Annotated in this window: 17 protein-coding genes; 10 read left to right on the plus strand and 7 right to left on the minus strand. The window is 60.3% G+C overall.

The window, feature by feature from the left end; all coding sequences use genetic code 11:
• Positions 1-149: 149 nt before the first annotated feature.
• From ACVHNU_RS19305 to cmoB, 7 genes are all read left to right on the plus strand, one after another.
• Positions 150-2561 (plus strand): glucose/quinate/shikimate family membrane-bound PQQ-dependent dehydrogenase, encoded by a 2412-nt coding sequence (locus ACVHNU_RS19305; RefSeq protein WP_003227834.1) that lies wholly within the window; start codon positions 150-152, stop codon positions 2559-2561.
• Positions 2562-3072: 511 nt separating this feature from the next.
• Positions 3073-3438, plus strand: a complete 366-nt coding sequence (locus tag ACVHNU_RS19310; RefSeq protein ID WP_201136672.1) for a DUF6124 family protein — start codon at positions 3073-3075, stop codon at positions 3436-3438.
• A gap of 831 nt (positions 3439-4269) precedes the next feature.
• Entirely contained in the window at positions 4270-6687 is a 2418-nt protein-coding gene (gene lon, locus ACVHNU_RS19315) for an endopeptidase La (protein WP_003227839.1), read from the plus strand.
• A 218-nt stretch (positions 6688-6905) separates the two neighbouring features.
• Positions 6906-7298: a protease inhibitor I42 family protein gene (locus tag ACVHNU_RS19320; RefSeq protein ID WP_003227841.1), complete on the plus strand. Its 393-nt coding sequence runs from the start codon at positions 6906-6908 to the stop codon at positions 7296-7298.
• Between the two features lie 2 nt (positions 7299-7300).
• A complete protein-coding gene (locus tag ACVHNU_RS19325; RefSeq protein ID WP_338799926.1) occupies positions 7301-7936 on the plus strand; it encodes a lysoplasmalogenase in 636 nt (211 codons plus the stop codon).
• Positions 7937-8146: 210 nt separating this feature from the next.
• A complete protein-coding gene (cmoA, locus tag ACVHNU_RS19330; protein WP_338802873.1) occupies positions 8147-8926 on the plus strand; it encodes a carboxy-S-adenosyl-L-methionine synthase CmoA in 780 nt (259 codons plus the stop codon).
• Positions 8923-9879 (plus strand): tRNA 5-methoxyuridine(34)/uridine 5-oxyacetic acid(34) synthase CmoB, encoded by a 957-nt coding sequence (gene cmoB / locus ACVHNU_RS19335; protein ID WP_473018108.1) that lies wholly within the window; start codon positions 8923-8925, stop codon positions 9877-9879. The genes cmoA and cmoB overlap by 4 nt, the downstream gene beginning before the upstream one ends.
• 126 nt (positions 9880-10005) lie before the next feature.
• Here cmoB and tadA read toward each other — a convergent pair whose 3' ends face one another.
• Complete coding sequence (gene tadA / locus ACVHNU_RS19340) at positions 10006-10503, minus strand: tRNA adenosine(34) deaminase TadA (protein WP_473018110.1); 498 nt, start codon at positions 10501-10503, stop codon at positions 10006-10008.
• The gene (locus ACVHNU_RS19345) at positions 10503-11879 is read right to left on the minus strand and encodes a multicopper oxidase family protein (RefSeq protein ID WP_226501212.1); all 1377 of its coding nucleotides are present in this window, start codon (positions 11877-11879) and stop codon (positions 10503-10505) included. Before ACVHNU_RS19345 ends, tadA begins: the two co-directional genes overlap by 1 nt.
• A 226-nt stretch (positions 11880-12105) precedes the next feature.
• Between ACVHNU_RS19345 and ACVHNU_RS19350 the strand changes: the two genes are divergently transcribed.
• Positions 12106-16746 (plus strand): dermonecrotic toxin domain-containing protein, encoded by a 4641-nt coding sequence (locus ACVHNU_RS19350; RefSeq protein WP_473018112.1) that lies wholly within the window; start codon positions 12106-12108, stop codon positions 16744-16746.
• Between the two features lie 140 nt (positions 16747-16886).
• Here the strand turns inward: ACVHNU_RS19350 and ACVHNU_RS19355 are convergent, their stop codons facing one another.
• Positions 16887-17414: a hypothetical protein gene (locus tag ACVHNU_RS19355; protein ID WP_232324056.1), complete on the minus strand. Its 528-nt coding sequence runs from the start codon at positions 17412-17414 to the stop codon at positions 16887-16889.
• 561 nt (positions 17415-17975) lie between these two features.
• On the opposite strand from ACVHNU_RS19355, the gene ACVHNU_RS19360 reads away from it, so the two are divergent.
• Positions 17976-20048, plus strand: a complete 2073-nt coding sequence (locus ACVHNU_RS19360; RefSeq protein WP_473018114.1) for a TerD family protein — start codon at positions 17976-17978, stop codon at positions 20046-20048.
• A gap of 188 nt (positions 20049-20236) precedes the next feature.
• On the opposite strand, the gene guaA is transcribed toward ACVHNU_RS19360, so the two are convergent.
• From guaA to ACVHNU_RS19380, 4 genes are all read right to left on the minus strand, one after another.
• On the minus strand, positions 20237-21814 hold the full coding sequence (gene guaA / locus ACVHNU_RS19365; RefSeq protein ID WP_003227864.1) for a glutamine-hydrolyzing GMP synthase: 1578 nt from the start codon (positions 21812-21814) through the stop codon (positions 20237-20239).
• Between the two features lie 99 nt (positions 21815-21913).
• Positions 21914-23383 carry an IMP dehydrogenase gene (guaB, locus tag ACVHNU_RS19370; protein ID WP_003227866.1) on the minus strand — a complete coding sequence of 490 codons (1470 nt, stop codon included), beginning with the start codon at positions 23381-23383 and terminating at the stop codon, positions 21914-21916.
• 116 nt (positions 23384-23499) lie between these two features.
• The gene (locus ACVHNU_RS19375) at positions 23500-24048 is read right to left on the minus strand and encodes a sugar ABC transporter ATPase (protein ID WP_262142193.1); all 549 of its coding nucleotides are present in this window, start codon (positions 24046-24048) and stop codon (positions 23500-23502) included.
• 144 nt (positions 24049-24192) lie between these two features.
• On the minus strand, positions 24193-24966 hold the full coding sequence (locus tag ACVHNU_RS19380) for a sulfite exporter TauE/SafE family protein (protein WP_103484070.1): 774 nt from the start codon (positions 24964-24966) through the stop codon (positions 24193-24195).
• A gap of 100 nt (positions 24967-25066) precedes the next feature.
• On the opposite strand from ACVHNU_RS19380, the gene ACVHNU_RS19385 reads away from it, so the two are divergent.
• Positions 25067-25954, plus strand: a complete 888-nt coding sequence (locus ACVHNU_RS19385; RefSeq protein ID WP_473018115.1) for a LysR family transcriptional regulator — start codon at positions 25067-25069, stop codon at positions 25952-25954.
• Positions 25955-25985 lie beyond the last annotated feature (31 nt).

A 25985-nucleotide genomic window follows, 5' to 3' on the forward strand; every position in this document is an offset into this window, starting at 1 on the left:
CACACCGCTTTCGCGAGCAAGCCCGCCCCCACAGGGGATTTATGAAATTCGTTAGCTAGACAAGTTTTTATCTGAACCATACCTGCGCCCAATCGTCATCTAAAGTGACTAAAGCGCGGGACTAAATAAACGTCACGGAGAATCACACTATGAGCACTGAAAGTGCTTCGAGTCGGGGCCGTCTGTTACCGAGCCTGCTCGGCATTCTGCTTCTACTGATGGGCCTGGCCATGCTGGCCGGGGGAGTCAAGCTGAGCATGCTCGGCGGCTCGCTGTACTACCTGCTGGCCGGTATCGGCATTGCGCTGAGCGGCATTCTGTTGTTGCTGCGTCGTCGCGCAGCGCTGGGCCTGTACGCCATCGTGTTGTTCGCCAGCACGGTCTGGGCCTTGTGGGAAGTCGGTCTGGACTGGTGGCAACTGGTGCCGCGTCTGGCACTGTGGTTTGTCCTCGGCATCGTGATGTTGCTGCCGTGGTTCCGTCGTCCGCTGCTGCTTGCCGGCCCGGCGCCGATGGGCACGGGTGGTCTGAGCGTGGCTGTGGTGCTGGCCGGCGTCACTGCCCTGGCCAGCCTGTTCACCCACCCCGGGGAAACCTTTGGCGAACTGGGCCGCGACACCGCAGACATGACCAGCACCGCGCCAGCCATGCCGGATGGCGAATGGCAGGCTTATGGCCGCACCGAGTTCGGTGACCGCTACTCGCCGCTGAAGCAGATCACCCCGGCCAACGTCGGCAAGCTGAAAGAGGCCTGGCGCATCCAGACCGGCGACCTGCCGACGTCTGATGACCCGGTCGAGCTGACCAACGAAAACACCCCGCTCAAAGTCAACGGCATGATCTATGCCTGCACCGCGCACAGCAAAGTGCTGGCACTGGACCCGGACACCGGCAAGGAAATCTGGCGCTTCGACCCGCAGATCAAGAGCCCGGTGGGCTTCAAGGGCTTCGCCCACATGACCTGCCGTGGCGTGTCGTACTACGACGAAGCCGCCTACGCGAAAGCTGATAACGCCGCTTCGGCCGTTATCTCCGAAGCCGGCAAAGCCGTTGCCCAGGCCTGCCCGCGTCGTCTGTACCTGCCAACCGCCGATGCACGCCTGATCGCACTGAACGCCGACACCGGCAAGATCTGCGAAGGCTTCGGCAAAAACGGCGTGGTCGACCTGACCCAGGGCATCGGCCCGTTCACCGCCGGTGGCTACTACTCCACCTCGCCAGCGGCGATTACCCGTGATCTGGTGATCATGGGCGGTCACGTCACCGACAACGAATCGACCAACGAGCCATCGGGCGTGATCCGCGCCTTCGACGTGCACGACGGCCACCTCGTGTGGAACTGGGACAGCGACAAGCCAGACGCCACCGAGCCTTTGGCGCCGGGCGAAATCTACAGCCGCAACTCGGCGAACATGTGGTCGCTGGCCAGCGTCGATGAAAAACTCGGCATGGTTTATCTGCCACTGGGCAACCAGACTCCGGACCAGTGGGGCGCCGACCGCACCCCAGGCGCCGAGAAATTCAGCGCCGGCATCGTCGCGCTGGACCTGGCCACCGGTAAAGTGCGCTGGAACTACCAGTTCACCCACCACGACCTGTGGGACATGGACGTTGGCAGCCAGCCAACCCTGCTCGACATGAAAACCGCCGACGGCGTGAAACCGGCGCTGATCGCCCCGACCAAGCAGGGCAGCCTGTACGTCCTCGACCGTCGTGACGGCACGCCAATCATCCCGATCCGCGAAATCCCGGTTCCGCAAGGCGCCGTGAAAGGCGACCACACCGCACCGACCCAGGCCCGTTCGGACCTCAACCTGCTGGCCCCGGAACTGACCGAAAAAGCCATGTGGGGCGCGAGCCCGTTCGACCAGATGCTGTGCCGCATCCAGTTCAAGGAACTGCGCTACGAAGGCCAATACACGCCTCCGTCGGAACAGGGCAGCCTGATCTACCCGGGTAACGTCGGCGTGTTCAACTGGGGCGGCGTCTCGGTCGACCCGGTTCGCCAGATGCTGTTCACCAGCCCGAACTACATGGCCTTCGTCTCGAAGATGATCCCGCGCGCCGAAGTGGCCGCCGACAGCAAACGCGAAAGCGAAACCGCCGGTATCCAGCCAAACACTGGCGCGCCATACGCGGTGACCATGCACCCGTTCATGTCGCCCTTCGGCGTACCGTGCCAGGCCCCGGCCTGGGGCTACGTCGCCGGTATCGACCTGACCACCGGCAAAGTCGTGTGGAAACGCAAGAACGGCACCAGCCGCGACAGCTCGCCAATCCCGATCGGCTTCACCCTTGGCGTGCCAAGCATGGGCGGCTCGATGGTGACTGCGGGCGGCGTCGGCTTCCTCAGCGGCACCCTCGACCAGTACCTGCGCGCCTACGACGTGAACACTGGTAAAGAGCTGTGGAAATCGCGTCTGCCTGCCGGCGGCCAAGCGACCCCGATGACCTACACCGGCAAGGACGGCAAGCAATACGTCCTGCTGGTGGTGGGTGGTCACGGTTCGCTGGGCACCAAGATGGGTGACTACGTGATTGCGTACAAACTGCCGGAATAAGTTTTAGCGGCGGTAATAGAAAGGCGATGTTCCGTGAGGGGCATCGCCTTTTTTGTTGCACACAGCTTTTCTGAACTCACTGAAAAACCTGTGGGAGCGGGCTTGCTCGCGAAAGCGGTGTGTCAGCCAATTAATTTGCCGACTGACACACCGCCTTCGCGAGCAAGCCCGCTCCCACAATGGACGGTGTCCGTCCTACAGAAGCGCGTCACATGCGGGAGTTTTCTGACAAGTCGCGTCGGTTGTGCTTCGGAAGTCGGCTGGATAGGCTTTGAAGATCGCTGGAAATTCAGCGAACGGGCGTCGCGGCCTGATAACTGATGCATAATCGCCAACCTGACAGCACCTGCCGGTGTCTGTTAGTTGTTTCATGGCGGCTGTGCGCGGGATACCTTTCTAGGGAGGTATGCCGATTTCTCAGTTATCGGTCCGCGAACCCGCGTACAGCTGCCACCTCAGATTGCGTCGCGGCAATCGAAGGTAGCTCCACTTCACCAACTGAGAATTCATCATGATCAAACCCACACCGAATCCCCCCGAAACCTCCCCCTACGAATCCCTCGATTCCAGAAAACTCCACGACGCCGCCGAACGTGCGCTGGATCACTACCTGAAACCCTCCGCCGCCGCTGTGAGATTCCACAAACCCAGCAGCATGTTCCAGGTCGCCCCGGACATGGACAACGAAAGCCTGCTGGCCCACGCCTGCGAATCACTGGCCTCGGCGAGCATCATGACCAGCGACATTGCGGCCTATGTAGACAGCCCGCAGCGACAGACGATACTGGCGATCCAGCAGATCATCATGCTGGCTGAACTGGCGGTGAATCGGGTGCTGGATAATGTGGAAATCACCCAATCTGCAGCACACAGCTGAGCCATAGTGGGAGCGGGCTTGCTCGCGAAAGCGTCAGCACACCCAACACTTGCGGTGACTGACACACCGCTTTCGCGAGCAAGCCCGCTCCCACAGTAGAATTGGGTGAGTCAGGTGGAGACTGGTCGGCTCGCAGGCCGCCATCGCGAGCAGGCTCACTCCTACAGTTGGAATGGGTGTGGTCAGTTGGAGATCGGTCGGCTGTCAGGCCGCCATCGCGAGCAGGCTCACTCCTACAGTTGGAATGGGTGTGGTCAGTTAGAGATTGGTCGGCTGTCAGGCCGCCATCGCTGGCAAGCCAGCTCCCACAGTTTTGATTTGTGTATGCCCCATGCGGCGCAGCCGCCCCACTCAACACAATGAGCGCAAGCTCGAGTACCGCTTTTGATCTTGATCCACGGGCGACGTCGGAAGGCTGAGTGGAGGGATTGATCCGGGGGGTGGGAGCGCAGCGACCGTTTGGCGCAGCCAAACACAGCGAGAGGAGGTGCAGCGAAGCAAACCGGAGGCGCTGCCCCACGGATCAATCCCGGAACGAAGGAACCCCGAGCCCCAGCGAGCGGGCCGAACGCAGGAGCAAGCGTTTTTTGCTTACTTTTTTAGGCGCTTGTAAAAAAGTGAGTCGCCGTAAGGGCGAAACCCTAAGTAGCCGTTACCAAAAAAACGGATATGTACAAAAAAAACCAAGAACCTGGTCGGCCCAAAGGCCGCCAAGTCCAAAGCGAGCCCCCTGTCAAAACCCTGAACACACAAGCAGAAACACCCACCCCCATTGAAACCACCCAAAGCCTGCCCCATCTAAGACCCATACCCCATTGCGCAGGTGCCCCAATGAGCGACCAGCAAGAATTCCCGGACAACCCCGACGACTACACCGAAGCTGACCACATCGAACACCACTCCACCGGCAAAGGCCTCGCCCTGCCCGGCCAGAACCTGCCGGACAAGGTCTACGTCATCCCGATCCACAATCGCCCGTTCTTCCCGGCCCAAGTGCTGCCAGTCATCGTCAACGAAGAACCCTGGGCCGAAACGCTCGATCTGGTGAGCAAATCCGAACACCACTCCCTGGCCCTGTTCTTCATGGACACACCCCAGGAAGACCCGCGCCACTTCAACACCAAAGCCCTGCCGCAATACGGCACGTTGGTGAAGGTGCACCACGCCAGCCGTGAAAACGGCAAACTGCAGTTCGTCGCCCAGGGCCTGAGCCGCGTACGCATCAAGACCTGGCTCAAGCACCATCGTCCACCGTACCTGGTGGAAGTCGAATACCCGCACCAGCCGACCGAGCCGACCGATGAGGTCAAGGCCTACGGCATGGCGCTGATCAACGCGATCAAGGAACTGCTGCCGCTGAACCCGTTGTACAGCGAAGAGCTGAAGAACTACCTCAACCGCTTCAGCCCCAACGATCCGTCGCCGCTGACCGACTTCGCCGCCGCCCTGACCTCCGCCACCGGTTCCGAGCTGCAAGAAGTGCTCGACTGCGTGCCGATGCTCAAGCGCATGGAAAAAGTCCTGCCGATGCTGCGCAAGGAAGTTGAAGTCGCGCGCCTGCAGAAAGAGATCTCCGCCGAGGTCAATCGCAAGATTGGCGAGCATCAGCGCGAGTTCTTCCTCAAGGAACAACTCAAGGTCATCCAGCAGGAACTCGGCCTGACCAAGGACGACCGCAGCGCCGACCTTGAACAATTCGAGCAACGCCTGGAAGGCAAAGTCCTGCCGGCGCAGGTACAGAAACGCCTCGAAGAGGAAATGAACAAGCTGTCGATCCTCGAAACCGGATCACCGGAGTACGCGGTCACCCGCAACTACCTCGACTGGGCGACTTCGGTGCCGTGGGGCGTGTACGGCGAGGACAAACTCGACCTCAAGCACGCGCGCAAGGTGCTCGACAAACACCACGCCGGCCTCGATGACATCAAGGATCGCATCCTCGAATTCCTCGCCGTCGGTGCCTACAAAGGCGAGATCAGCGGCTCGATCGTGCTGCTGGTCGGCCCGCCGGGCGTGGGTAAAACCAGCGTCGGCAAATCCATCGCCGAATCCCTCGGCCGACCGTTCTACCGCTTCAGCCTCGGCGGCATGCGTGACGAAGCCGAGATCAAGGGCCACCGCCGCACCTACATCGGCGCGCAGCCGGGCAAACTGGTGCAGGCGTTGAAAGACGTCGAAGTGATGAACCCGGTGATCATGCTCGACGAGATCGACAAGATGGGCCAGAGCTACCAGGGCGACCCGGCCTCGGCGCTGCTGGAAACACTCGATCCGGAGCAGAACGTCGAATTCCTCGACCATTACCTCGACTTGCGCATGGATCTGTCGAAAGTCCTGTTCGTGTGCACCGCCAACACCCTGGATTCGATTCCCGGCCCGTTGCTGGACCGGATGGAAGTGATTCGCCTGTCGGGCTACATCACCGAAGAAAAAGTCGCCATCGCCAAGCGCCACCTGTGGCCGAAGCTGCTGGAAAAGGCCGGCGTGTCCAAGGCCAGCCTGAGCATCAGCGACAGCGCGCTCAAAGCCTTGATCGACGGTTACGCCCGTGAAGCCGGGGTGCGCCAACTGGAAAAACAGATGGGCAAACTGGTGCGCAAAGCGGTGATGAAGCTGATCGACGACCCGAAAGCGGTGATCAAGCTCGGCCCGAAAGATCTCGAAGCCTCGCTGGGCCATCCGGTGTTCCGCAACGAACAGGTGCTGTCCGGCACAGGCGTGATCACTGGCCTGGCCTGGACCAGCATGGGCGGCGCGACCCTGCCGATCGAAGCGACGCGGATTCACACGCTCAATCGTGGGTTCAAACTCACCGGGCAACTGGGTGATGTGATGAAAGAGTCGGCGGAGATCGCCTACAGCTACGTCAGCTCGCACCTCAAATCGTTCGGCGGCGATCCGAAGTTCTTCGACGAAGCCTTCGTCCACCTGCATGTGCCGGAAGGCGCGACACCGAAAGACGGCCCAAGCGCCGGCGTGACCATGGCCAGTGCCCTGCTTTCGCTCGCACGCAACCAGGCGCCGAAAAAAGGCGTGGCGATGACCGGCGAACTGACCCTGACCGGGCATGTGCTGCCGATTGGCGGGGTGCGCGAGAAAGTCATCGCGGCGCGGCGGCAGAAGATTTTCGAGCTGATCCTGCCCGAACCGAACCGCGGTAACTTCGAAGAACTGCCGGACTATCTGAAAGAGGGGATTACCGTGCACTTTGCCAAGCGCTTTGCGGATGTGGCGAAGGTGCTGTTCTGATCATCATGTAGTGTCTGATACACCGCTTTCGCGAGCAGGCTCACTCCTACAGGGTTTTGTAGTGAACACAAATATTGTGAACACCGACTGCCACTGTAGGAGTGAGCCTGCTCGCGATGGCGTCAGTGCTGACAGCACTGGACCTGCCTGACGGTCACACTTTGTCTCATCTTCAGTTATGCTCGCCGTTCGTCGCCAACACCGGAGCCACTGAGCCTATGTCCCCCACTCGCCTGTTCGTCCCCCTCGCCCTTTCCCTGCTGGCCGCCTGCGCCACGCAGCCGAAACACAACGTGACCGTGGAAAAACAGAGCGAATGCCCCGTGCGGCTGACCAACGGACAAAACCTGATCGTGATGCTGCCAAGCAATCCGACCACGGGTTACCGCTGGGCGATTCAGGATTCGGCGGGCGGTGTGCTCCATGCCCTCAGCCCCGAGGTTTACAGCAGCCCGAAAGATTCCGGCATGGTCGGCGCGGGCGGTTTTTCCACCTGGCGTTTCCAAGCCTTTGCCACTGGCACCGGCCGCCTGCGCCTGACCTCGCAGCAACCTTGGGAGCCCGAAGTAACACCAGTGGAAACCTTCGACTGCGCCATCTCGGTGAACTGACCGTGGGCTGGCTGATTCTGGCGCTGATGGGCGCGGTGACCTTTCTCTACGGCGTAAGCACCCATGCGGCGCTATTGTGCCTGTTGGTCAAACCGCTGCCGGTGCTGGCGCTGCTCGGCTGGCTGCACGATGCGCCACCCAGCGACTATCGGCGCTGGATCAGTCTGGGGCTGATTTTCTCTTTGCTCGGTGACGTGTTGCTGGCGTGGCCGGGGGATTTGTTCGTGTTTGGCCTGGGTGCGTTTCTGGTTGCGCACCTGGCCTATCTCAAGGCTTACCTCAGCGATTGCAAACGTCTGGCACTCTTGCCGCTGGTGCTCGCGCTCGGCGTGGGCGCGGTGCTGCTGGGGCTGCTGATTTCCAGCGGTCTTGGGCCATTGCTGGTGCCGGTGGTCGTCTACGGCACCGCGATCAGCGCCATGCTCTGGCGCGCCCTCGCCCGCCTCGGCACCGACGTGCCCAAGCGTTCGGCGCTGCTGGCGGCGGCGGGCGCGGTGGCGTTCGTGTTCTCCGACAGCGTGATCGGCATTGATCGCTTCGTATCGCCATTTCATGCGGCCCCATACGTGATCATCCTCAGCTACTGGCTGGGCCAGTGGGGGATTGCCGCTTCGGCGTTTTCCCCCGCCAAACGATGAAACCGTTGTGGCGAGGGAGCTTGCTCCCGCTCGGCTGCGCAGCAGTCGTAAAACCTGAGTACGAGGTATACCTGCAGTATCGCGTGCCCCGGAATTGGGGTCGCTTCGCAACCCAGCGGGAGCAAGCTCCCTCGCCACAGGTATGTGTTTCAGGCGTGCGTGCGGCGGTTTATCAGACAACCCAAGCATCCCGACGCCACTTTGGCTAAAATGCCGGCCTTTTCCACCGACACCGCCGGAACCGCCGTGAGCAAAGAACCCGATCGCATTTTCGCCCAGCCGATGGCCCAGGTGCCTGACTTCGCCTTCAACGAGGACGTGGTGCGGGTGTTCCCGGACATGATCAAGCGCTCGGTGCCGGGTTACCCGACCATCGTCGAAAACCTCGGCGTGCTGGCTGCGCAGTTCGCCCAGCCAAACAGTGTCCTTTACGATCTCGGCTCATCGCTCGGCGCGGTGACTCAGGCCCTGCGCCGTCACGTGCGCACCGACGGTTGCCGGGTGATCGCGGTGGATAACTCGGCGGCGATGGTCGAACGCTGCCGCGAATACCTCAACGGTCAGGATTCGATGTTCCAGGAGCTGCTGCCGGTCGAAGTGATCGAAGGCGACATTCTCGCGCTCGAATTCAAACCGGCCTCGGTGGTGGCGCTGAACTTCACCCTGCAATTCATCGCCCCGGAACAGCGCACCGCGTTGCTCTCGCGTATCCGCCAATCGCTGCTGCCCGGCGGCGCGCTGATTCTGTCGGAGAAGCTGCGCTTCAACGATGCGCAAGAGCACGCGCTGCTCACCGATCTGCACGTCGCGTTCAAACGCGCCAACGGCTACAGCGAACTGGAAATTGCCCAGAAGCGCAGCGCCATCGAAAACGTCATGAAGCCCGACAGCCTCGAAGAACACCGCGAACGCCTGCTGGCCGCCGGGTTCTCGAAAGTCGTGCCGTGGTTCCAGTGTCTTAACTTTGCCTCGTTGATTGCCTTGCCATGATTGATCTGTCCCCCCTCGCCCGCCGTCTGGCCGGCACGCCGCTGGCCGACTGGGCCAACACCCTGCAAGGGCAACTCGACAAGAAAATGGAGAAAGGCCACGGCGATCTGGAGCGCTGGCAGAGTGCGCTGGACGCGTTGCCGAAGATCCAGCCGAGCGAAGTCGATCTGCTCAACGGCCTGAAACTCGACACCGATTGCGACGATGAAACCCGTGCACAAATGCGCACCGCACTGATGGGCCTGTCGCCGTGGCGCAAGGGGCCGTTCGACCTGTTCGGCGTGCACGTCGACACCGAATGGCGCTCGGACTGGAAGTGGTCGCGGGTCGCTCCGCATCTGGATCTGAAGGGCAAACGCATCCTCGATGTCGGTTGCGGCAACGGTTACTACATGTGGCGCATGCTCGGCGCCGGTGCCGACAGCGTGATCGGCGTCGATCCGAACTGGCTATTCTTCTGCCAGTTCCAGGCCGTGCAGCGCTATCTCTCCGAGCCGAACGCGTGGCACTTGCCGTTCCCGTTCGAAGACCTGCCGCCGAACCTGGAAGGCTTCGATACGGTGTTCTCGATGGGCGTGTTCTACCACCGTCGTTCACCGATCGAGCATTTGCTGGCGCTCAAGGATTGCCTGGTCAAGGGCGGCGAACTGGTGCTGGAAACCCTGGTGGTCGAAGGCGACAAGCATCAGGTGCTGGTGCCGGAAGACCGTTACGCGCAGATGCGCAACGTGTGGTTCCTGCCATCGGTGCCGGCGCTGGAATTGTGGCTGCGCCGAGCAGGCTTCACCGATATTCGTTGTGTCGACGTCAGCATGACGACGGTCGATGAACAACGAGGCACCGAATGGATGAAGTATCAGTCGCTGAGTGACTTCCTTGATCCGGAAGATCACAGCAAGACCATCGAAGGGCTGCCGGCGCCGATGCGGGCGGTGATTGTCGCCCGTAAGTAACCCTCTCAAACACCGCATAACCTTGTAGGAGTGAGCCTGCTCGCGATAGCGGTCTGACAGTCAAAGCAATGTTGCATGTCAGACCGCTATCGCGAGCAGGCTCACTCCTACAGTTGGGGGTGGTGTTTATTCAGATGGCTTTGCGCGCCGGGCGCGGAAGAATTCGGTCAGCACTGCACCACATTCTTCGGCCAGTACCCCACCCTCATACAACACCCGGTGATTCAAAAAGCCCTGGGTAAAAAACTGCCCCTGACTCTGCACAATCCCGGCCTTCGGCTCCAATGCGCCATACACCACCCGCGCAATGCGCGAATGCACGATCAGCCCGGCGCACATGCTGCACGGTTCCAGCGTCACGTACAGCGTGCTGCCGGGCAGGCGATAGTTGCTGACGGCTTGCGCAGCGGCGCGGATCGCGACCATTTCCGCGTGGGCACTGGGGTCGCTGGTGGTAATCGGACAGTTGTAGCCACGCCCGATGATTTCGCCGTCCTGCACCAGCACCGCGCCCACCGGCACTTCGCCCAGGGCTGCGCCTTGCGCGGCGAGGGCCAGTGCTTCTCGCATGAAATCGCGGTCACGGCTGCGGTCGATGATCGTGGCGGGGCGAATCTGGCGCATCACTTCACCTCGATGGCGGCCATCAGGCCGGTTTCCATGTGGTCGATCACGTGGCAGTGAAACATCCACACCCCCGGGTTATCCGCCACCAGCGCCACTTGCGCACGCTCGTTCTTGCCCAGCAGGTAGGTGTCGGTGAAGTACGGGGTGATCTTGTGCCGGTTCGACGCAATCACCTTGAAGCTCATGCCGTGCAGGTGGATCGGGTGCTGATACTGAGTCATGTTCTTCAGTTCGAAGATGTAGCTCTGGCCCAGCTTCAGGCTGGCAATCGGCCGATCGGCGCAGGTCTTGTCAGTGATGTCCCAGGCCTTGCCGTTGATCTGCCACAGGCTCGGCGGTTTGCCGTTGTCGACATTCACCGACACCGAACCGACCCATTCGAAATTGAAGTTGAGTTTCTCGGCATTCGCCAGATCCGGCTCGGCCACCGGGTTGGCGGGCAAGGCTTTCGGCCACTCGGTCGGCGCATCGTTATTGGCCACCGAACGCAAAGTCCCCAGACGCACCGGGCCATTGCGCAGCGACAACTCTTCACCGGCCGGCGGCGCCTTGATCGCCAGACAAATACGCATGCCCGGGCCGAGCCAGTATTCCTTGCCCAGCGGCCGCGGCTCGACCGGGTTTCCGTCCAGCGCATAAATCTGCGCTTCGACGCCGGGGATGTTGATGCGATAGGTCAGCGTGTTATCGAGGTTGAGCAAACGCACCCGGGTGATCTGCCCGGCCGGCAATTCGATCACCGGCGAGGGCACGCCGTTGATGGTCGACAGCCGCCCCGCCGTACCGCCACGCGCCGCTTCGCGCGGAACACTGAACTCGACGAAATGACCCTCATCGTCGATGTGCCAATTCTTCAGACTCAGGGTCTTTTCGTACTTGAAACCGGTCGGCTCGCGCTCTTCGACAATCAACGGCCCGACCAGCCCGCGTCCCAGCTCTTCGCTGCTGCTGACGTGCGGGTGATACCAGTAGCTGCCGGCGTCCGGCACGCGGAATTTGTAATCGAAGTATTCACCGGGCAGCACCGGCAGTTGCGAGACGTACGGCACACCGTCCATCTCCAGCGGCAGACGAATGCCGTGCCAGTGAATGGTGGTCGCCACCGGCAGGTGGTTGATGAAACGCACCCGCAGCCACTCGCCCTGACGCACGCGCAGTTCAGTGCCCGGCGCCGACGGGCCGAACGCCCACGCCTCGGTCTTGTGCCCTGGCACCAATTCAACGTCCAGTGGCGCCGCAATCAGCTCGTAGTCGTGGCCCGCGTCAGCATCGGCCATCTTGCCCAGCCAGTAGCGCGACGCGCCTCCTGCTCCGACACCAACGACAACAAGACCGGCCAGGCCACCGAGGATTTGGCGACGGGTAAAGGACATGAACTCAACTACCTCACGTATCTGCTTCGGGCGCCGGGCCCGCAAAAGGCAAATACGATACACCTGCAATTGCGAAACAGTAAGGGCAGCGCGGCGGATGGACGCAGTTGCGCCTCGCGCGTACACGATTTCGAGCGCTCAAGTGACATAACTATGTAGTGCACATGCCTCAAACAGCCGGGCCATCCTGTGCCACCCGTTTCTCATGGATAGAGAGTTCAACCACATGCCAAGCCCGATGCCCAACGCCGCCGACAAGGCCGCGCTCAAGGCGATTGCCGCCACCGTCATCCAGACCTGCCCGAGCCTGCAGGATGCCGCTCGACAGGTCGCCAACGACTTGCTGAGCAAATACCAGGTTCACGGCCTCGACCCGGATCAAGTGTATTTCCACCGCTTCGACGCCTCGCAAAGCAGTTCGAAAGCCTTCACCGGCTGGGAGCATGTGCACGCCACGCCCACTTCAAGCATGACCCTGACCCAATTGGTGATTCACCGCTTCCGCGTCGCTGATCAGGACAACGCCGACCTGCTCGACGTCTATGGCGGCTTCTACACTGCCGGCCCCGAGGCCCGCACCTTCGATGAGCGCAATGAAGTGCGCCTGCACGGCAACGACGTGCTCAAGGACTTCTGGAGCATCGACTTCAGCGCGCTGTACGACGAACAACTGAACGCTTTCTGGAACACCAGCGGCAGCGACTTTCGTACCCTGGCCAAGTGCAATTTCCTGATCAAAGCCCTGCAGGCGCGGGACCAACGTCAGCTGAGCGACGCGGATTTTCTGTTCGTCACGCGAGCGGTGATCGGCCCGCTGACCTGGCCGGTGAACCTGGCCATGCTGCAGGCACAACAGCGTTGTCCGAACAGCGTGCGCAGGCTGGATCTGGCCGGTTATGCCGCGATCAATGTTCTGCGATTCGTCGCGTCCCAGGGTCGGCAGATCCTCTATCTGCCCGGTGACAGCGACGCTTTTCAGGTACTGGAAACTGCCACCGACCTGCACTTCTGGATCCTGCAGCGGATGAACAAACGCGCTGCCCGCGAAACATTCCTTGCGCATTTCTCGCTGGCCGACCGGCAGCAGATCAACGCCAACCTTGGCGAGCTGATGAATCGCCTGGTAGCAACGTGGGGCCGCTACGACCACTCGCTGATCAATCAGGACAACCTCGCGGTCAGCGGCGACGCCTTCACCTGGCTGAGCGACTCGACCCGCGCGGCGATGTTTGCCGAGGCCAGCCTGTCCCTGACCTCCAATGGCGACCAGCGCAAGAAGCTGTGGATCGGCTACCTCAGCGCCGGGGTCAAGGTGTTCGGGCCGATGGCCGTGGTCGGCTGGCCAATCGCATTGCCGGTGATTGGCGCCAGCATTGCCAACATGGGCTTGAATATTGATCAGGCGGTCAATGGCAAAACCGCCACCGAGCGCAAGGCCGGAATCCTCGGTGCAGTCCTCAGCGGCATCGACATGCTGTTCAACCTGCTGGTCCTCAAGGGTCCGGGATCGCTGGTCGAAGTCGGCCCCGAGGTGGATGCCGCCGAAGCGGCGGAAATGGCCGACCTGATCGAGAGCAATCAATCTGAACCTGCACCACCGGCGGTGCAGGCGCCCCCGATCCCGACTGATCTTCCCGTAGCGCAGACACCTGCCACGGACATCCCGCAATCGTTCAAGATCAACCGGGTCTTGGGCGAGGACACGCTGATCAGCGAGCCGGGCAAATTCCGTGGTATCCATCGACTGGCATCCAATCCCTCGTCCGCAATCAGCCTTGGTGACAGCGCCTACTACGTGCGTTTTGAAGAAAACCTGAATGGACGTGGCAACTGGGCAATCATTGATCCCGCCCGGCCCGACGCCTTTTCCGGCTCGATCCCCGTCCGGCTGAACGCTGACGGTGCCTGGGAGGTGGCGCCCAGGTTGGGGCTTCGCGGCGGTCTCGATATCCCCATGATCGCCGGTGGCAGTGAAGCGAGCGGTCCCGCCGTCGAACCATGGGCGCAAACGCCGGGCATCCATGTTCCCGGACTCGATGATCCCGACATGCGCGCCTGGGCGCTCGGCGGTCCGGATCTGCAAGCCCAGTTCCGCCGCGCCTGGACCCTGGGCGGCATCGACATGCACAGCGTGATCAGGCCCGAAACCGAAGCAGGCAATGCACTCATGCCGCATGCGCATGAGGTGATCTCGTTAAGCGAGTTCGACCTGGCGCAGGAACAAGCACGTGCGACGCTGATCAGCGATGCCAACGCTTGGTATGAACTGCACCCGCCGGCTCCACGCCTGCATGTACTGCCGCCGGAGCCCGTCGCCTCCCCGAGCGAATTGTTCGACGTCGCGCTGGCGGAGAAACCCGGGCTGGTGATCGGTGAAAGCCGTGGCAGCATCGGCAGCAAGAAACTGCTGATCGAACACATGCCGCATCTCGCCCGCAGCGGTGTGAAGACCCTGTACCTGCAAGAGTTGCTGGCCAACGTCAATCAACTGGATCTGGATGCGTTCGCCCGCACCGGGGAAATGTCCGAGGAACTGCGAGACTACCTGAACAGAATCGACTTCCGGGCCGGCAACGACCCGGACGGCAAATTCAACCTGATGGCGCTGGTGAAGGCCGCCAACGCCCAGCGCATCCGACTTCAGGCGATCGACCTGTCGACCACTTACAACATCAACAAAGATTCGCTGCAGCCCTTCCCCAACAACCAGATGGCGCGCAGCTTCTTTGCCGGCGAAGTCATTCGCTTTCATCAGGAACTCAATGGCCCGGGCAAATGGGTGGCATTGGTCAATCAGGAAAACATGAGCGCCTTTCGCGGCTATCAAGGCATCAGCGAGCAGACCGAGGCCTTGAGTGTACGCATCGACGATGTAACGCCGGGACAAGCCGAAGCCATCGGTAGCGACCCTGGGCTGGCGGTGGAATATGCCGATTACCCCGACTCCCCGGTCGAGGAAATTGCCGGAGGCCTGAGCGATCCCGACAGCATTCAAAATCTGATCAAGGGCGACTGGCGGGTGCAAATGGAAACGCCGTGGGCATACCGCACGCCGCAAAATCTGCGCGCACTGTTGCCAGAACCGGGAATGTTCACGTTTCAGCGCTACCGCAGCAGCCTGCTGGTGGTCTACCGCAATGCCGAACGCCACATGGCTGACAGCGCGATCAGAATCACCCCCGCCGGCAGGCTCAACCTCGATACACCGCTGGCCCCGCCCCCTGAATCGCTGACCGTGGACACACTGGACGAGTTGAAACAGGCGCTGATCGAAAAAGGCCTGAAGCCGATGGGTTGGCCTCAGGCGAGCGCCACAACGCTGCTTGAAGACACTCCGCGACCAGTCATCCCGTCGAACTGGCAGGCCAATGAGTTGCTGGACGGGATTACTCCGGTGAACGAGCCAGGAAAATTCCAGGGCATTTATCTGCTCGATTCGAATCCTTCGACCGCGATCTCGATTGACGACACGGCCTATTACGTACGCTACGAAACCGACATCAACGGCAGCGGACACTGGGCTGTGATTGATCCCGAGCATCCCCACGGCTTTACTCGCTCGATCCCGGTACGCCTGAACCCTCAGGGCGAATGGGAAACCATACCCCGCGCCGGCCTCAGTGGCGGTGGCAAGCCTGCGGTGACGGCCGGATCGAGCAGCCGTAGACCGGTGCTCGCCCTGCCCGCCTCGCAGTACGACATGCCGGCGCCGCTTAAAACGGAGTTGGAGGAAGGCGCGGACGGCCTGAATGACGAAGCATTGCGTGATTTCTACGACAGCCTGAACGAGTTCGATGCCTACCGCGACTTCAAGGGCATCCGTAAACGCCTGTACCGCGACGCCCGGGATTTTTTCAGCACCTTGCGCCTGCCCGAACGCCCTCCCGTCCCCACCCTGGCAGCCGACGCGACCGCCGAGGAGATCATCGAGAAAATCCTCGAACATGCCCGGGGCCTGGTGATCGGTGAAAGCCACACCGCCGTAGGCAGCAAGCAATGGCTGATCGAGAACATGGCGTTGCTGGCGAGCAAACAGGTGAAGAGCCTGTACATGGAGCATTTGCTGACGGACTTCCATCAAGCCGCACTGGACGAGTTCTTCCAGACCGGCAACCTGCCGAAAAAACTCGAGGCGTATCTCAAGGCGCTCGACGTCGGCAACATGACCGATCCGCTGCAGCGCTACACGTTTCTGGAGCTGGTCAGGGAGGCCAGAAAACAGGGGATCCACGTGCAAGCTATCGACTGCATGGCTAGTTATCGCCTCAACGGCATGGACATTCCGTCCGGCGATGAGGCAGCGCGGCAGAAAATGATGAATTACTTTGCCCGCCTGGTGATCCGCGCCGACCAGGCTGCACGGGGCGCACACAAATGGGTGGCGCTGATGGGCAATTCCCACTCCAACAGTTTCGAAGGCGTGGCCGGCGTCAGCGAACTGGAAGAGGCGATCGGCATTCGCGTCGAGGATGTCCCCGAAGGGGCTGCGCGGGGCATCGAAGTCGACCCGGGGAAAATCCTGCCGTTGGGCGGTACCGAGCATGATCGCTCGGCACTGGTCAGGGGCGACCTGCGCCTGCAGATGGAAACGCCCTGGACCGCTCACACCATGACGGAATTCGAAACCCTGCTGCCGCGCTACGGCATGTACTCCCTGAAACAGCAACCCAACATGACCTTCATCGTGCATCGCAGCCGCACGCAACAGCTGGTGCGGACCATCATCGAGACCGACGGCAAGCGTTTCTACATCGAACGCCCCGGCTGGCCTTCGGTGAGCGGTAAACGCTACCCGAGCATGAAAGCGCTGCTGCAGGCACTGGATGACATGGGCATGCAACTGGGCGGCTGGTCAAAACCGCTGTAGCGCAAAAACGCAAAAAGCCGTGTGAAACGGATTTCACACGGCTTTTCGGTTGTAGCGATCAAGCCTCTAAGGCTTGCGCGGGATCAATTCGGTTGGCTCGACTCGTCGCAGTTACCAGTCGTTGAACCGTGCAGAATCAATCAACGTGCAACGCTGTAGTTCTGGACAACATCGTTTTCAAAATAGATGGTCAAAACAATGCCTTGGCGCGTGGTTTTGCCACTGGTCACGCTGCCCACCTCATTCAATGTTCCCTGCGCATTGGAGACATGGGACGAAACCTGTGCAATTTGGCCACCTGTCTCGGGCGATACGAATCTGTGGGCGAGATTCATATACTTCTCGACCCCTTCCTCGCTCTTCACATAAGTCCAGTTAGTTATAGTGTCCGAGTCTGCCGCCTCCTGCATGGGAGGGCCAAATAACTGGGATATCTGGCTCTTGGTGGTCTTGCCACGAATGATGGTGGTCTTTAGATAAGCTTCGTCATATTTCTTCGCACCTACACCATTGGGATTCAACGATCCCATTAAATCGTTTGAGTTTGCGCAGCCGATTAAAAGTCCCGTCATCAGACACAGCGCAATTCCGTTTCTAAACGCTTTTCCATGTGTTGGCGACATACGCTTACCTGCATGTATTTCAGGAATTATGGAGATGACGAGCAACGGAGCTCGACGCGATGTTGTTGATCAACACGCATGACTTTGTTATCCGTCAAGACAGTGGCTGTACTTCAGTCAATAGAAGACGCTTCCAGCTTAGGGAGCGAAGATCGACTTAGCTATAGGGCAAGTGTGCTATTGCCGGATGGCCGTGATTGCCAAAAACGCCAAAGCCAAAAACCAGAAAGCCCGCAATTACGCGGGCTTCAAGGTGTTTGTTGCTAGTGGGTGCTGGTCAATGCCGGCTTGGAAAGTCGCCGCCCTTGAAGCCACAGTTGGTCAATAACGCCAATATCCGCCTGGATGATAGACAAGCGACTTGTCGTTCCTCCCCCATTAATATCGTGAATCAGCTTGTTACCGTTGAGAGAAGCAACGACCTGACAAAAATCGAAAACCTTACGTAGAATGCCTCCGTGGCTATGGAACACCTTCCTTCTAACCCCCTATGAACTAGGGGTTCCGCTCTCCACACCGCGCCTGCTTCTAGCAGGCGTTTTCATATCAGTTGCAGGCATGATGCTGCGGCTCGCTCACGACGACGACCCAAGGAGAAAATCAAGCATGAATCAGGAGCTATTCCTGCGTCGCCGTAGCAAAGTTCACGTACCGATGGGTACTGGCGGTGCAACCCGCGCTCAGGTCGCGTCGGCTATCCGGGAGGTCGCGGCGTTCCGGTGTGTACTATCAGAAACGCTGATAGAGCAGATCGGCATGTTGTCACCGACAGAGCTCAAGCACTGGTTGCATGGCATTGTTGAAATCCTTCGGCGGAGGAGTGGCGCGCATGTGCATCACCGGCCGTTCTATCCTGACTTTCCAGAACAGGTTCTGAGGGCCACAGAGGCGGAGTTGTATCTTAACGCGGTCATACATTACCTCACGCTTAGGCGCCTACCACCGACTGAAGAATCTCGACCTCCACTGCTTGAAGGCAACTTCATACACTGGGTTATTGAACCGGGAAGCGTCCATGAGTTCGAGTCACTGCTCGAGCCGCTGGTTTCATCACGCACTTCACTTTCCGAAGAGGAAACGGCTGATGTTGTCTGGTTCGTCAGGGAGTACAAAAGTGATGTGTTCCGTCTGCTGCCCGAGGCCATCCCTTTCCGGGAGATACGTGCACAGGTTGGCGGCGCACTTATCCTGCATGTAGCCGGTGACGCACGGGTGGGCGCATTCCTGGAGCGCAACGTCGAAACGGCGACGGATGTGCTGCGACTCGCGGTTGCCCTGAGTGGAGGTGACGTGTCACTTGCGACAGCTACGACACGTTTCAAAGCGATGAAGCGCTCGATGCGCCGTCTGTTATTACGCCTGCTCGACTCAATACCCAATGCTACAGAAGATGTGATGCGCCACGCCGAGCGCTGGAAGCGTCTGGCTGAAGTGCTGCATCCGGGCGACTACGCCGATAAGTACCCACGAGCACTCGACGCGATCACGGCAGCGCGCCGCGACGAAGCGCCAGCCACCTTTGGTTCACGTGTCGAAACACTGCTGGCCCAGCGCGACATCGCCACGCTCACGCCCTTACTACAGAGCCGTCCCGGTGAATTCGCACGACGGCTGGACGTGAGCCTGCGGCGCGCGACGAACCCCGAGTCGGTTCTCGACGCATTCGAGGCTGTTGCAACACAAGTGTCCTCACCTGTCCTGCTGCAGTTGCTCGCCCAGGTACGCGCTCCACGCCCCCTGTCCCTGCGCGCCTTCACCCCAAAAGGCGCATTCGCCAAGGTCTATGGCATCAAGGATCGCCGCGAGCCTCTCACCGCCGAAGTGTTGGCTCGCGCAGCCCGAATCTGCGAAAACGCGCTTGTATCGCGTTTTGCATCGCTGCCGCCACTCGGTCGCTGTTTCATCGATCCCGCATTACGCGAATACAAGGTGCCGCTGGCGCAGCGTGCATCGTCGAAATCGCTACGTACGCTGGTGCGAGGCAGTCGGTTGCCTATGCCTGATGCACGCTTCATTCGCCTGTTCTTGTGGTGGAAGAATGGCACCGGGCGCACGGATATTGACTTGTCCGCCGCTTTTTTCGACGCCGACTTCGTATTCAAGCAAACGGTCGCGTACTACAACCTGAAGGATTTCGGCGGTTGCCACAGCGGCGACATCACCGACGCGCCCGACGGCGCTTCGGAGTTCATCGACCTCGATGTAGATGCCCTCGTCGACAGAGGTATTCGCTACGTCGTCACGTCCATCAACTCATACACCACACAACCGTACTGCGATCTTCCAGAATGTTTCGCTGGCTGGATGGCCCGCACCGATACGGCATCGGGTGAAATATTCGAGCCGCGAACCGTGTTCGACCGTGTCGATATCGCATCCGACACAATTATCTGTCTGCCCTTCGTGATGGATTTACAGGAACGACGCACGATTTGGGCCGATCTGGGACTCACTTCATCGCCGCGGTGGAACAACGTCGGGAACAATCTCAGTGGGGTATCGTTGATGCTGCGGGCCTTGGTTCATACGCCACGGCCGGATTTGGCAACGCTGTTCGACTTGCATGTACGAGCACGAGGGGAACGAGTTGCTTCGCCGGAGCAAGCAAATGCAGTGTTTGCGCCTGAGCAAGGGATAACACCGTTCGATACAGATTTGATTCGATCACAGTTTCTCTGATACGTACGCCAGCCTTAGCGATCGATTGAGAACTACGCCCCTTGCTCCAGTGCTCCCACCAAAAATGCCAGCAAGTCTCACTGAGTAGCCGTTTGCTCCGAAGCACTAATAGAACCCCAAAAAAAACGCCTGATGTATAAGCACCAGGCGTTTTTTGTTTCAACCGATCCGCCCTGAGGCCGAGGGCATTATTCCCACTCAATCGTCGCCGGCGGCTTGCTCGACACGTCGTAAGTGACGCGGGAGATGCCTTCGATTTCATTGATGATGCGGCCGGAAACGGTTTCCAGCAGTTCGTAAGGCAGGTGAGCCCAACGTGCGGTCATGAAGTCGATGGTTTCTACGGCACGCAGGGCCACGACCCAGGCGTAACGACGGCCATCGCCGACCACGCCAACCGATTTCACCGGCTGGAACACCACGAAGGCCTGGCTGACCTTGTGGTACCAGTCGGCTTTGCGCAGTTCTTCGATGAAGATGTGGTCGGCACGACGCAGCAGGTCGGCGTATTCCTTCTTCACTTCGCCGAGGATGCGGACGCCCAGACCCGGACCCGGGAACGGGTGACGGTAGACCATGTCGTACGGCAGGCCCAGTTCCAGACCCAGACGACGGACTTCGTCCTTGAACAGTTCGCGCAGTGGCTCGACCAGTTTCAGGTTCATCTCTTCCGGCAGGCCGCCCACGTTGTGGTGCGACTTGATCACGTGGGCCTTGCCGCTTTTCGCGCCAGCCGACTCGATCACGTCCGGGTAGATGGTGCCCTGCGCCAGGTACTTGATGTTGTCCAGCTTGCAGGATTCGGCATCGAACACGTCAATGAAGGTACGGCCGATGATCTTGCGCTTCTTCTCCGGGTCGGCTTCGCCGGCCAGGTTGTTGAGGAACTGCTCTTCAGCATTGGCGCGGATCACCTTGACGCCCATGTTCTCGGCGAACATGGCCATCACTTGCTCGCCTTCGTGCAGACGCAGCAGACCGTTGTCGACGAAGACGCAGGTCAGCTGGTCGCCGATAGCCTTGTGCAGCAGCGCCGCAACCACCGATGAGTCAACGCCGCCGGACAGACCCAGCAGCACGTTGTCGGTGCCGACTTGTGCGCGGATGTTGGCGATGGCGTCTTCAGCGATCTTCGACGGGGTCCACAGGGCTTCACAGCCGCAGATGTCCAGCACGAAGCGCGACAGGATGCGACCGCCCTGCTTGGTGTGGGTCACTTCCGGGTGGAACTGCACGCCGTAGTAAGCGCGTTCGTCGTTGAACATGCCGGCGATCGGGCAGCTTGGGGTGCTGGCGAGGATGTGGAAGTCTTCCGGCATCTTGGTGACCTTGTCACCGTGGCTCATCCACACGTCGAGACCGAACAGGCCGTCGGCGTCGATGTGGTCTTCGATGCCGTCGAGCAGGCGGCTCTTGCCGACCACGTCAACGCGGGCGTAACCGAACTCACGCAGCTCGGAACCTTCAACCTTGCCGCCCAGTTGCTCGGCCATGGTCTGCATGCCGTAGCAGATACCGAAAACCGGCACGCCCAGGTCAAACACCGCTTGCGGGCAGCGCGGGCTGTTGGCTTCGTGTACGGACTCGGGGCCGCCGGCGAGAATGACGCCTTTAGGCGCGAATTCGCGGATCGCCTCTTCGTCCATGTCGAACGGGTGCAGCTCGCAGTACACACCGATCTCGCGCACGCGGCGGGCAATCAGTTGGGTGTATTGCGAACCGAAGTCGAGGATCAGGATGCGGTGAGCGTGAATGTCGAGGGCCATGATTCAGTCTCGTCTAAGTAATTCAGAAACAGTCGTGATTCAGAAACAACTCGGGGCTGAATAAAACAGCCCCGGTTGCTTAACGATTTGCTTGAAGCATCAACCTACGCGGTAGTTTGGCGCTTCCTTGGTGATCTGCACGTCGTGAACGTGGGATTCGGCCATACCGGCACCGGTGATCCGCACGAACTCAGGCTTGGTACGCATTTCTTCGATGTCGGCGCTGCCGGTGTAACCCATCGAGGAACGCAGACCGCCCATCAACTGGTGGATGATCGCGGTCAGGGTGCCTTTGTACGGCACACGGCCTTCGATCCCTTCCGGAACCAGTTTCTCGGCGCCTGCCGAGGAGTCCTGGAAGTAACGGTCGGAGGAACCTTGAGCCTGGGACATGGCGCCCAGCGAACCCATGCCGCGATACGCCTTGTACGAACGGCCCTGGAACAGTTCGATCTCGCCCGGCGCTTCTTCAGTACCGGCGAACATCGAGCCCATCATCACGCAGGATGCACCGGCCACGATGGCCTTGGACAGGTCACCGGAGAACCGGATGCCGCCGTCGGCGATCAACGGCACACCAGTGCCTTCAAGGGCAGCGGCGACGTTGGCGATGGCACTGATTTGCGGCACGCCGACACCAGCGACGATACGGGTGGTGCAGATCGAGCCAGGGCCGATACCGACCTTGACTGCGTCGGCGCCAGCTTCGGCCAGAGCCTTGGCGGCAGCGCCGGTGGCGATGTTGCCGCCGATCACCTGCACTTCAGGGAAATTCTCTTTGACCCAGCGAACGCGGTCGATCACGCCTTTGGAGTGACCGTGTGCGGTGTCGACCACCACCACGTCCACACCGGCGTTGACCAGCGCAGCAACGCGGTCACCGGTGTCTTTACCGGTGCCGACAGCTGCGCCAACGCGCAGACGACCTTGATCGTCCTTGCTGGCCAGCGGGTAGGCTTTGGCTTTTTCGATGTCTTTGACGGTCATCATGCCTTTGAGGGCAAACTTGTCATCGACGATCAGAACTTTTTCCAGACGGTGCTTGTGCAGCAGCTCGCGGACTTCGTTCTTGTTGGCGCCTTCACGGACGGTGACCAGACGCTCTTTAGGCGTCATCACTTCACGTACGGTGGCTTCCAGACGAGTTTCGAAGCGTACGTCACGGGAAGTGACGATGCCGACCAGGTCGCCATCGTGCAGCACCGGAACGCCGGAGATGTTGTGCATGCGGGTCAGTTCGAACAGATCACGTACCGTGGCATCAGCCTCGATGGTGATCGGATCCTTGACGACGCCGGCTTCGAACTTCTTGACCTTACGCACTTCGGCAGCTTGCTGCTCGATGGTCATGTTCTTGTGGATGATACCGATACCACCTTCCTGAGCCATGGCGATTGCCAGACGGGCTTCAGTGACGGTGTCCATGGCGGCAGAAACCAGAGGAATATTCAGCTCGATGCCACGGGTAAGGCGGGTCTTGAGACTGACTTCGTTAGGAAGCACCTCGGAATAACCGGGCACTAGGAGAATGTCGTCGAATGTCAGAGCTTCTTGGCTGATACGCAGCATCGCGGGGGCTCCCGAGCGGGAAAATGGAAGCGCGCCATTATAGTCACACACCCCCTGCTGTTCAACGTAAAACTCTGTCTATTATCGATGTTACTGATGTACGGGAACCGCGGCCGCTACAGCTCCACCTTGACCCAAGAGACAGGTTGATCCAGCCAATCGGCGAACTCATCGATAAAGCTCTGCTTGAAACCGGCTTCCAGCCAGTTGTTGAAGATGAAACCCAGGTTGGAAAACGCACATTCCTGCAAGAACAGAAAGCCGTTGATATCGTCTTCATGCCCGCATTCCGGGCAGGTGAAGTTATCGGTGCGCCCGGGCATCCAGTCTTCCAGACTCTCGAACAGCGCTTCGCCGACTTCGCGGCGGCATTCGGCGCACCCGGCTTCTTCGAGAAAACCCTTGGCCGGGGTGTAGATGCAGCGCTTGACGATGATCTCCAGGCCATTGATCGGTTCACCGAAAGGCAGTGCCTCGGGATGCAGTACCACCGCACGCGCGCCGTCGGCAATCGCATGGGCCATGCGGTTGCCGGTGCGGCCGCAGGTAGTCAGCTGTTCTTCGATGATGTTCTTGCGCACCAGCCAGCGCACGATCGCCCGGGCCCGGGGTTCGTGGACCGGCAGGGTGGAGATTTTCGGGACGATGATGCTTTGCGAATTCATGGAAAGTCCTGCGGTATGGCTTCTGACGCCTTCGCGAGCAAGCCCGCTCCCACATTGAAATACAATTCCCTGTGGGAGCGGGCTTGCTCGCGAAGGGGCCCTGAAGGCCGGCAGCTTAATCCCTGACGAAATCCGGTCAAGTGCTCACGCCACACTAATAATGTAGCGCCCGATCAACGCAATCCCGCTGGCCAGCACCAGCCAGGTCACCAGCCGCACGAACGCCTCGCGCGACAGACGCATGGTCAACCGCCGCCCGATCCACAACCCCAGCGCCATGGCCGGCAACAGACACAGCGCCAGCATCAACAAGGGTAGCTCGGCATACACCCCGGCGATGGCGAACAGGCTCAAACGCACCACCGTGCTGCAACTGATCAGCGCACTTTGCGTGGCCCGCGCCGCATCTTTCGGCAAACGGCTGTTGAGATAGATCGCATATAAGAAGCCGCCACTGCCAAACAGCGCGCCAAACAGCCCGCCCACCGTGCCCATCGGCAGCGCCCATGCGGCGGACAGCTGCGTCGGCCGGGCTTTGACCCACAGGCTGTAAATCGCGTAAGCACTGATGAACAGCCCCATCAACAGCAGCAACAGATCGGATTTGAGGTTAAGCAGGAAAATCACCCCCAACGTGCATCCCACCGCCATGCACGGCAACAGCCGCAACAACTCGGGTTTCGCCACGTCCCGGCGCGAAGGCAGCAGATTGCCGAACGCCGCGACGAAATCCAGCAGCACCAGCAGCGGCACGATTTTCGACAACGGCATGAACAGAATCAGAATCGGCCCCGCGACCAGTGCGGTACCGAACCCGGCAATCCCGAAGACGATATAGGCCAGTGCGATGCCCAGCCCGATCACCGCCCAGCCGCCCGCGCCCCACGTCCACTCGCTCAACAACCCCGCCACGCTCATCGGTCCGCTTCCTTTATAAGCCTGTGATGACTTTAGCCAGCGCCAAGCCTTGCGACTAATATGATCAAAGTCGCCCACCCATCTCAAAAAGGCATACCTGGTGCTTTCAACCCGTCAACTGCGCTATTTCGTGGAAATCGCCGAATGCGGCAGCTTCAGCGCCGCGGCTGAACGCTTGTTCATCGCGCAGTCGGCGCTGAGCCGGCAGATCAAGGACATGGAAGCGCGCCTGCAAACCCCGTTGTTCGAACGCACTGCACGCCAGCCCCGGCTCACGGCGGCAGGTGAGGCGTTTTTGCCGCGAGCCAGAAACCTGCTCAATGAACTGAGCAAAGCCAGCGCGATGGCGACCGAAGTCGGTAGCGGGCAATCGGGTACTGTGCGTCTGAGTCATTCCAGCACCGTGTCGATCAGCGGGCACTTATTACGTCGGATCAGCACTTATCTCGATCAGCAGCACGGCGTGTCGCTGGACATCGGCAAACTGTCCTCCGAGGCGCAGCTTGAGGAACTCGCCGAAGGACGTCTCGACATTGGTCTGTTGCGCCTGCCGGTGTTGCGTCAGCGTGAGGGCATTCAGGTTGTGCATCTGTTCACCGAGCGCCTGCTGCTGGCGGTGCCGAGCGATCATCCGCTGGCCGATTCATCCGCTGTCGAACTGGCGCAACTGAAGGACGAAGCGTTCATCTCGATCCCGCATCCGCAGCGCGGCGGACTCAGTTATTTGTGCGCTGACCTGTGCATGCGTCAGGGCTTTTTCCCCAAAGCCGCGCGGGTGATGTCGCGCAAGACCACACAGTTGCAGCTGATCCAGGCTGGTTTCGGAATTGCCCTGCTGCCCGAGTCGATGCAGGACATCGCGCCCAGCGGCGTACGATTTCTACCGCTGAGTGATGCCGATTGCCAAAGCACCGTCGCCCTCGCCTACCGGCAAAACCCCACGCCACTGGTGCAACACTTCATCCAGACCTTCACCCACCCCCTGTAGGAGCTGCCGAAGGCTGCGATCTTTTGATCTT

The organism is Pseudomonas sp. Ors-4-3C (genome assembly GCF_055755035.1).

Bases quoted from the DNA above. Each gene is read 5' to 3' on its own strand.
- ACVHNU_RS19305 (WP_003227834.1), top strand. From the start codon at position 150: ATGAGCACTGAAAGTGCTTCGAGTCGGGGCCGTCTGTTACCGAGCCTG.
- ACVHNU_RS19310 (WP_201136672.1), top strand. From the start codon at position 3,073: ATGATCAAACCCACACCGAATCCCCCCGAAACCTCCCCCTACGAATCC.
- lon (WP_003227839.1), top strand. From the start codon at position 4,270: ATGAGCGACCAGCAAGAATTCCCGGACAACCCCGACGACTACACCGAA.
- ACVHNU_RS19320 (WP_003227841.1), top strand. From the start codon at position 6,906: ATGTCCCCCACTCGCCTGTTCGTCCCCCTCGCCCTTTCCCTGCTGGCC.
- cmoA (WP_338802873.1), top strand. From the start codon at position 8,147: ATGCCGGCCTTTTCCACCGACACCGCCGGAACCGCCGTGAGCAAAGAA.
- cmoB (WP_473018108.1), top strand. From the start codon at position 8,923: ATGATTGATCTGTCCCCCCTCGCCCGCCGTCTGGCCGGCACGCCGCTG.
- tadA (WP_473018110.1), bottom strand. From the start codon at position 10,503: ATGCGCCAGATTCGCCCCGCCACGATCATCGACCGCAGCCGTGACCGC.
- ACVHNU_RS19345 (WP_226501212.1), bottom strand. From the start codon at position 11,879: ATGTCCTTTACCCGTCGCCAAATCCTCGGTGGCCTGGCCGGTCTTGTT.
- ACVHNU_RS19350 (WP_473018112.1), top strand. From the start codon at position 12,106: ATGCCAAGCCCGATGCCCAACGCCGCCGACAAGGCCGCGCTCAAGGCG.
- ACVHNU_RS19360 (WP_473018114.1), top strand. From the start codon at position 17,976: ATGAATCAGGAGCTATTCCTGCGTCGCCGTAGCAAAGTTCACGTACCG.
- guaA (WP_003227864.1), bottom strand. From the start codon at position 21,814: ATGGCCCTCGACATTCACGCTCACCGCATCCTGATCCTCGACTTCGGT.
- guaB (WP_003227866.1), bottom strand. From the start codon at position 23,383: ATGCTGCGTATCAGCCAAGAAGCTCTGACATTCGACGACATTCTCCTA.
- ACVHNU_RS19375 (WP_262142193.1), bottom strand. From the start codon at position 24,048: ATGAATTCGCAAAGCATCATCGTCCCGAAAATCTCCACCCTGCCGGTC.
- ACVHNU_RS19380 (WP_103484070.1), bottom strand. From the start codon at position 24,966: ATGAGCGTGGCGGGGTTGTTGAGCGAGTGGACGTGGGGCGCGGGCGGC.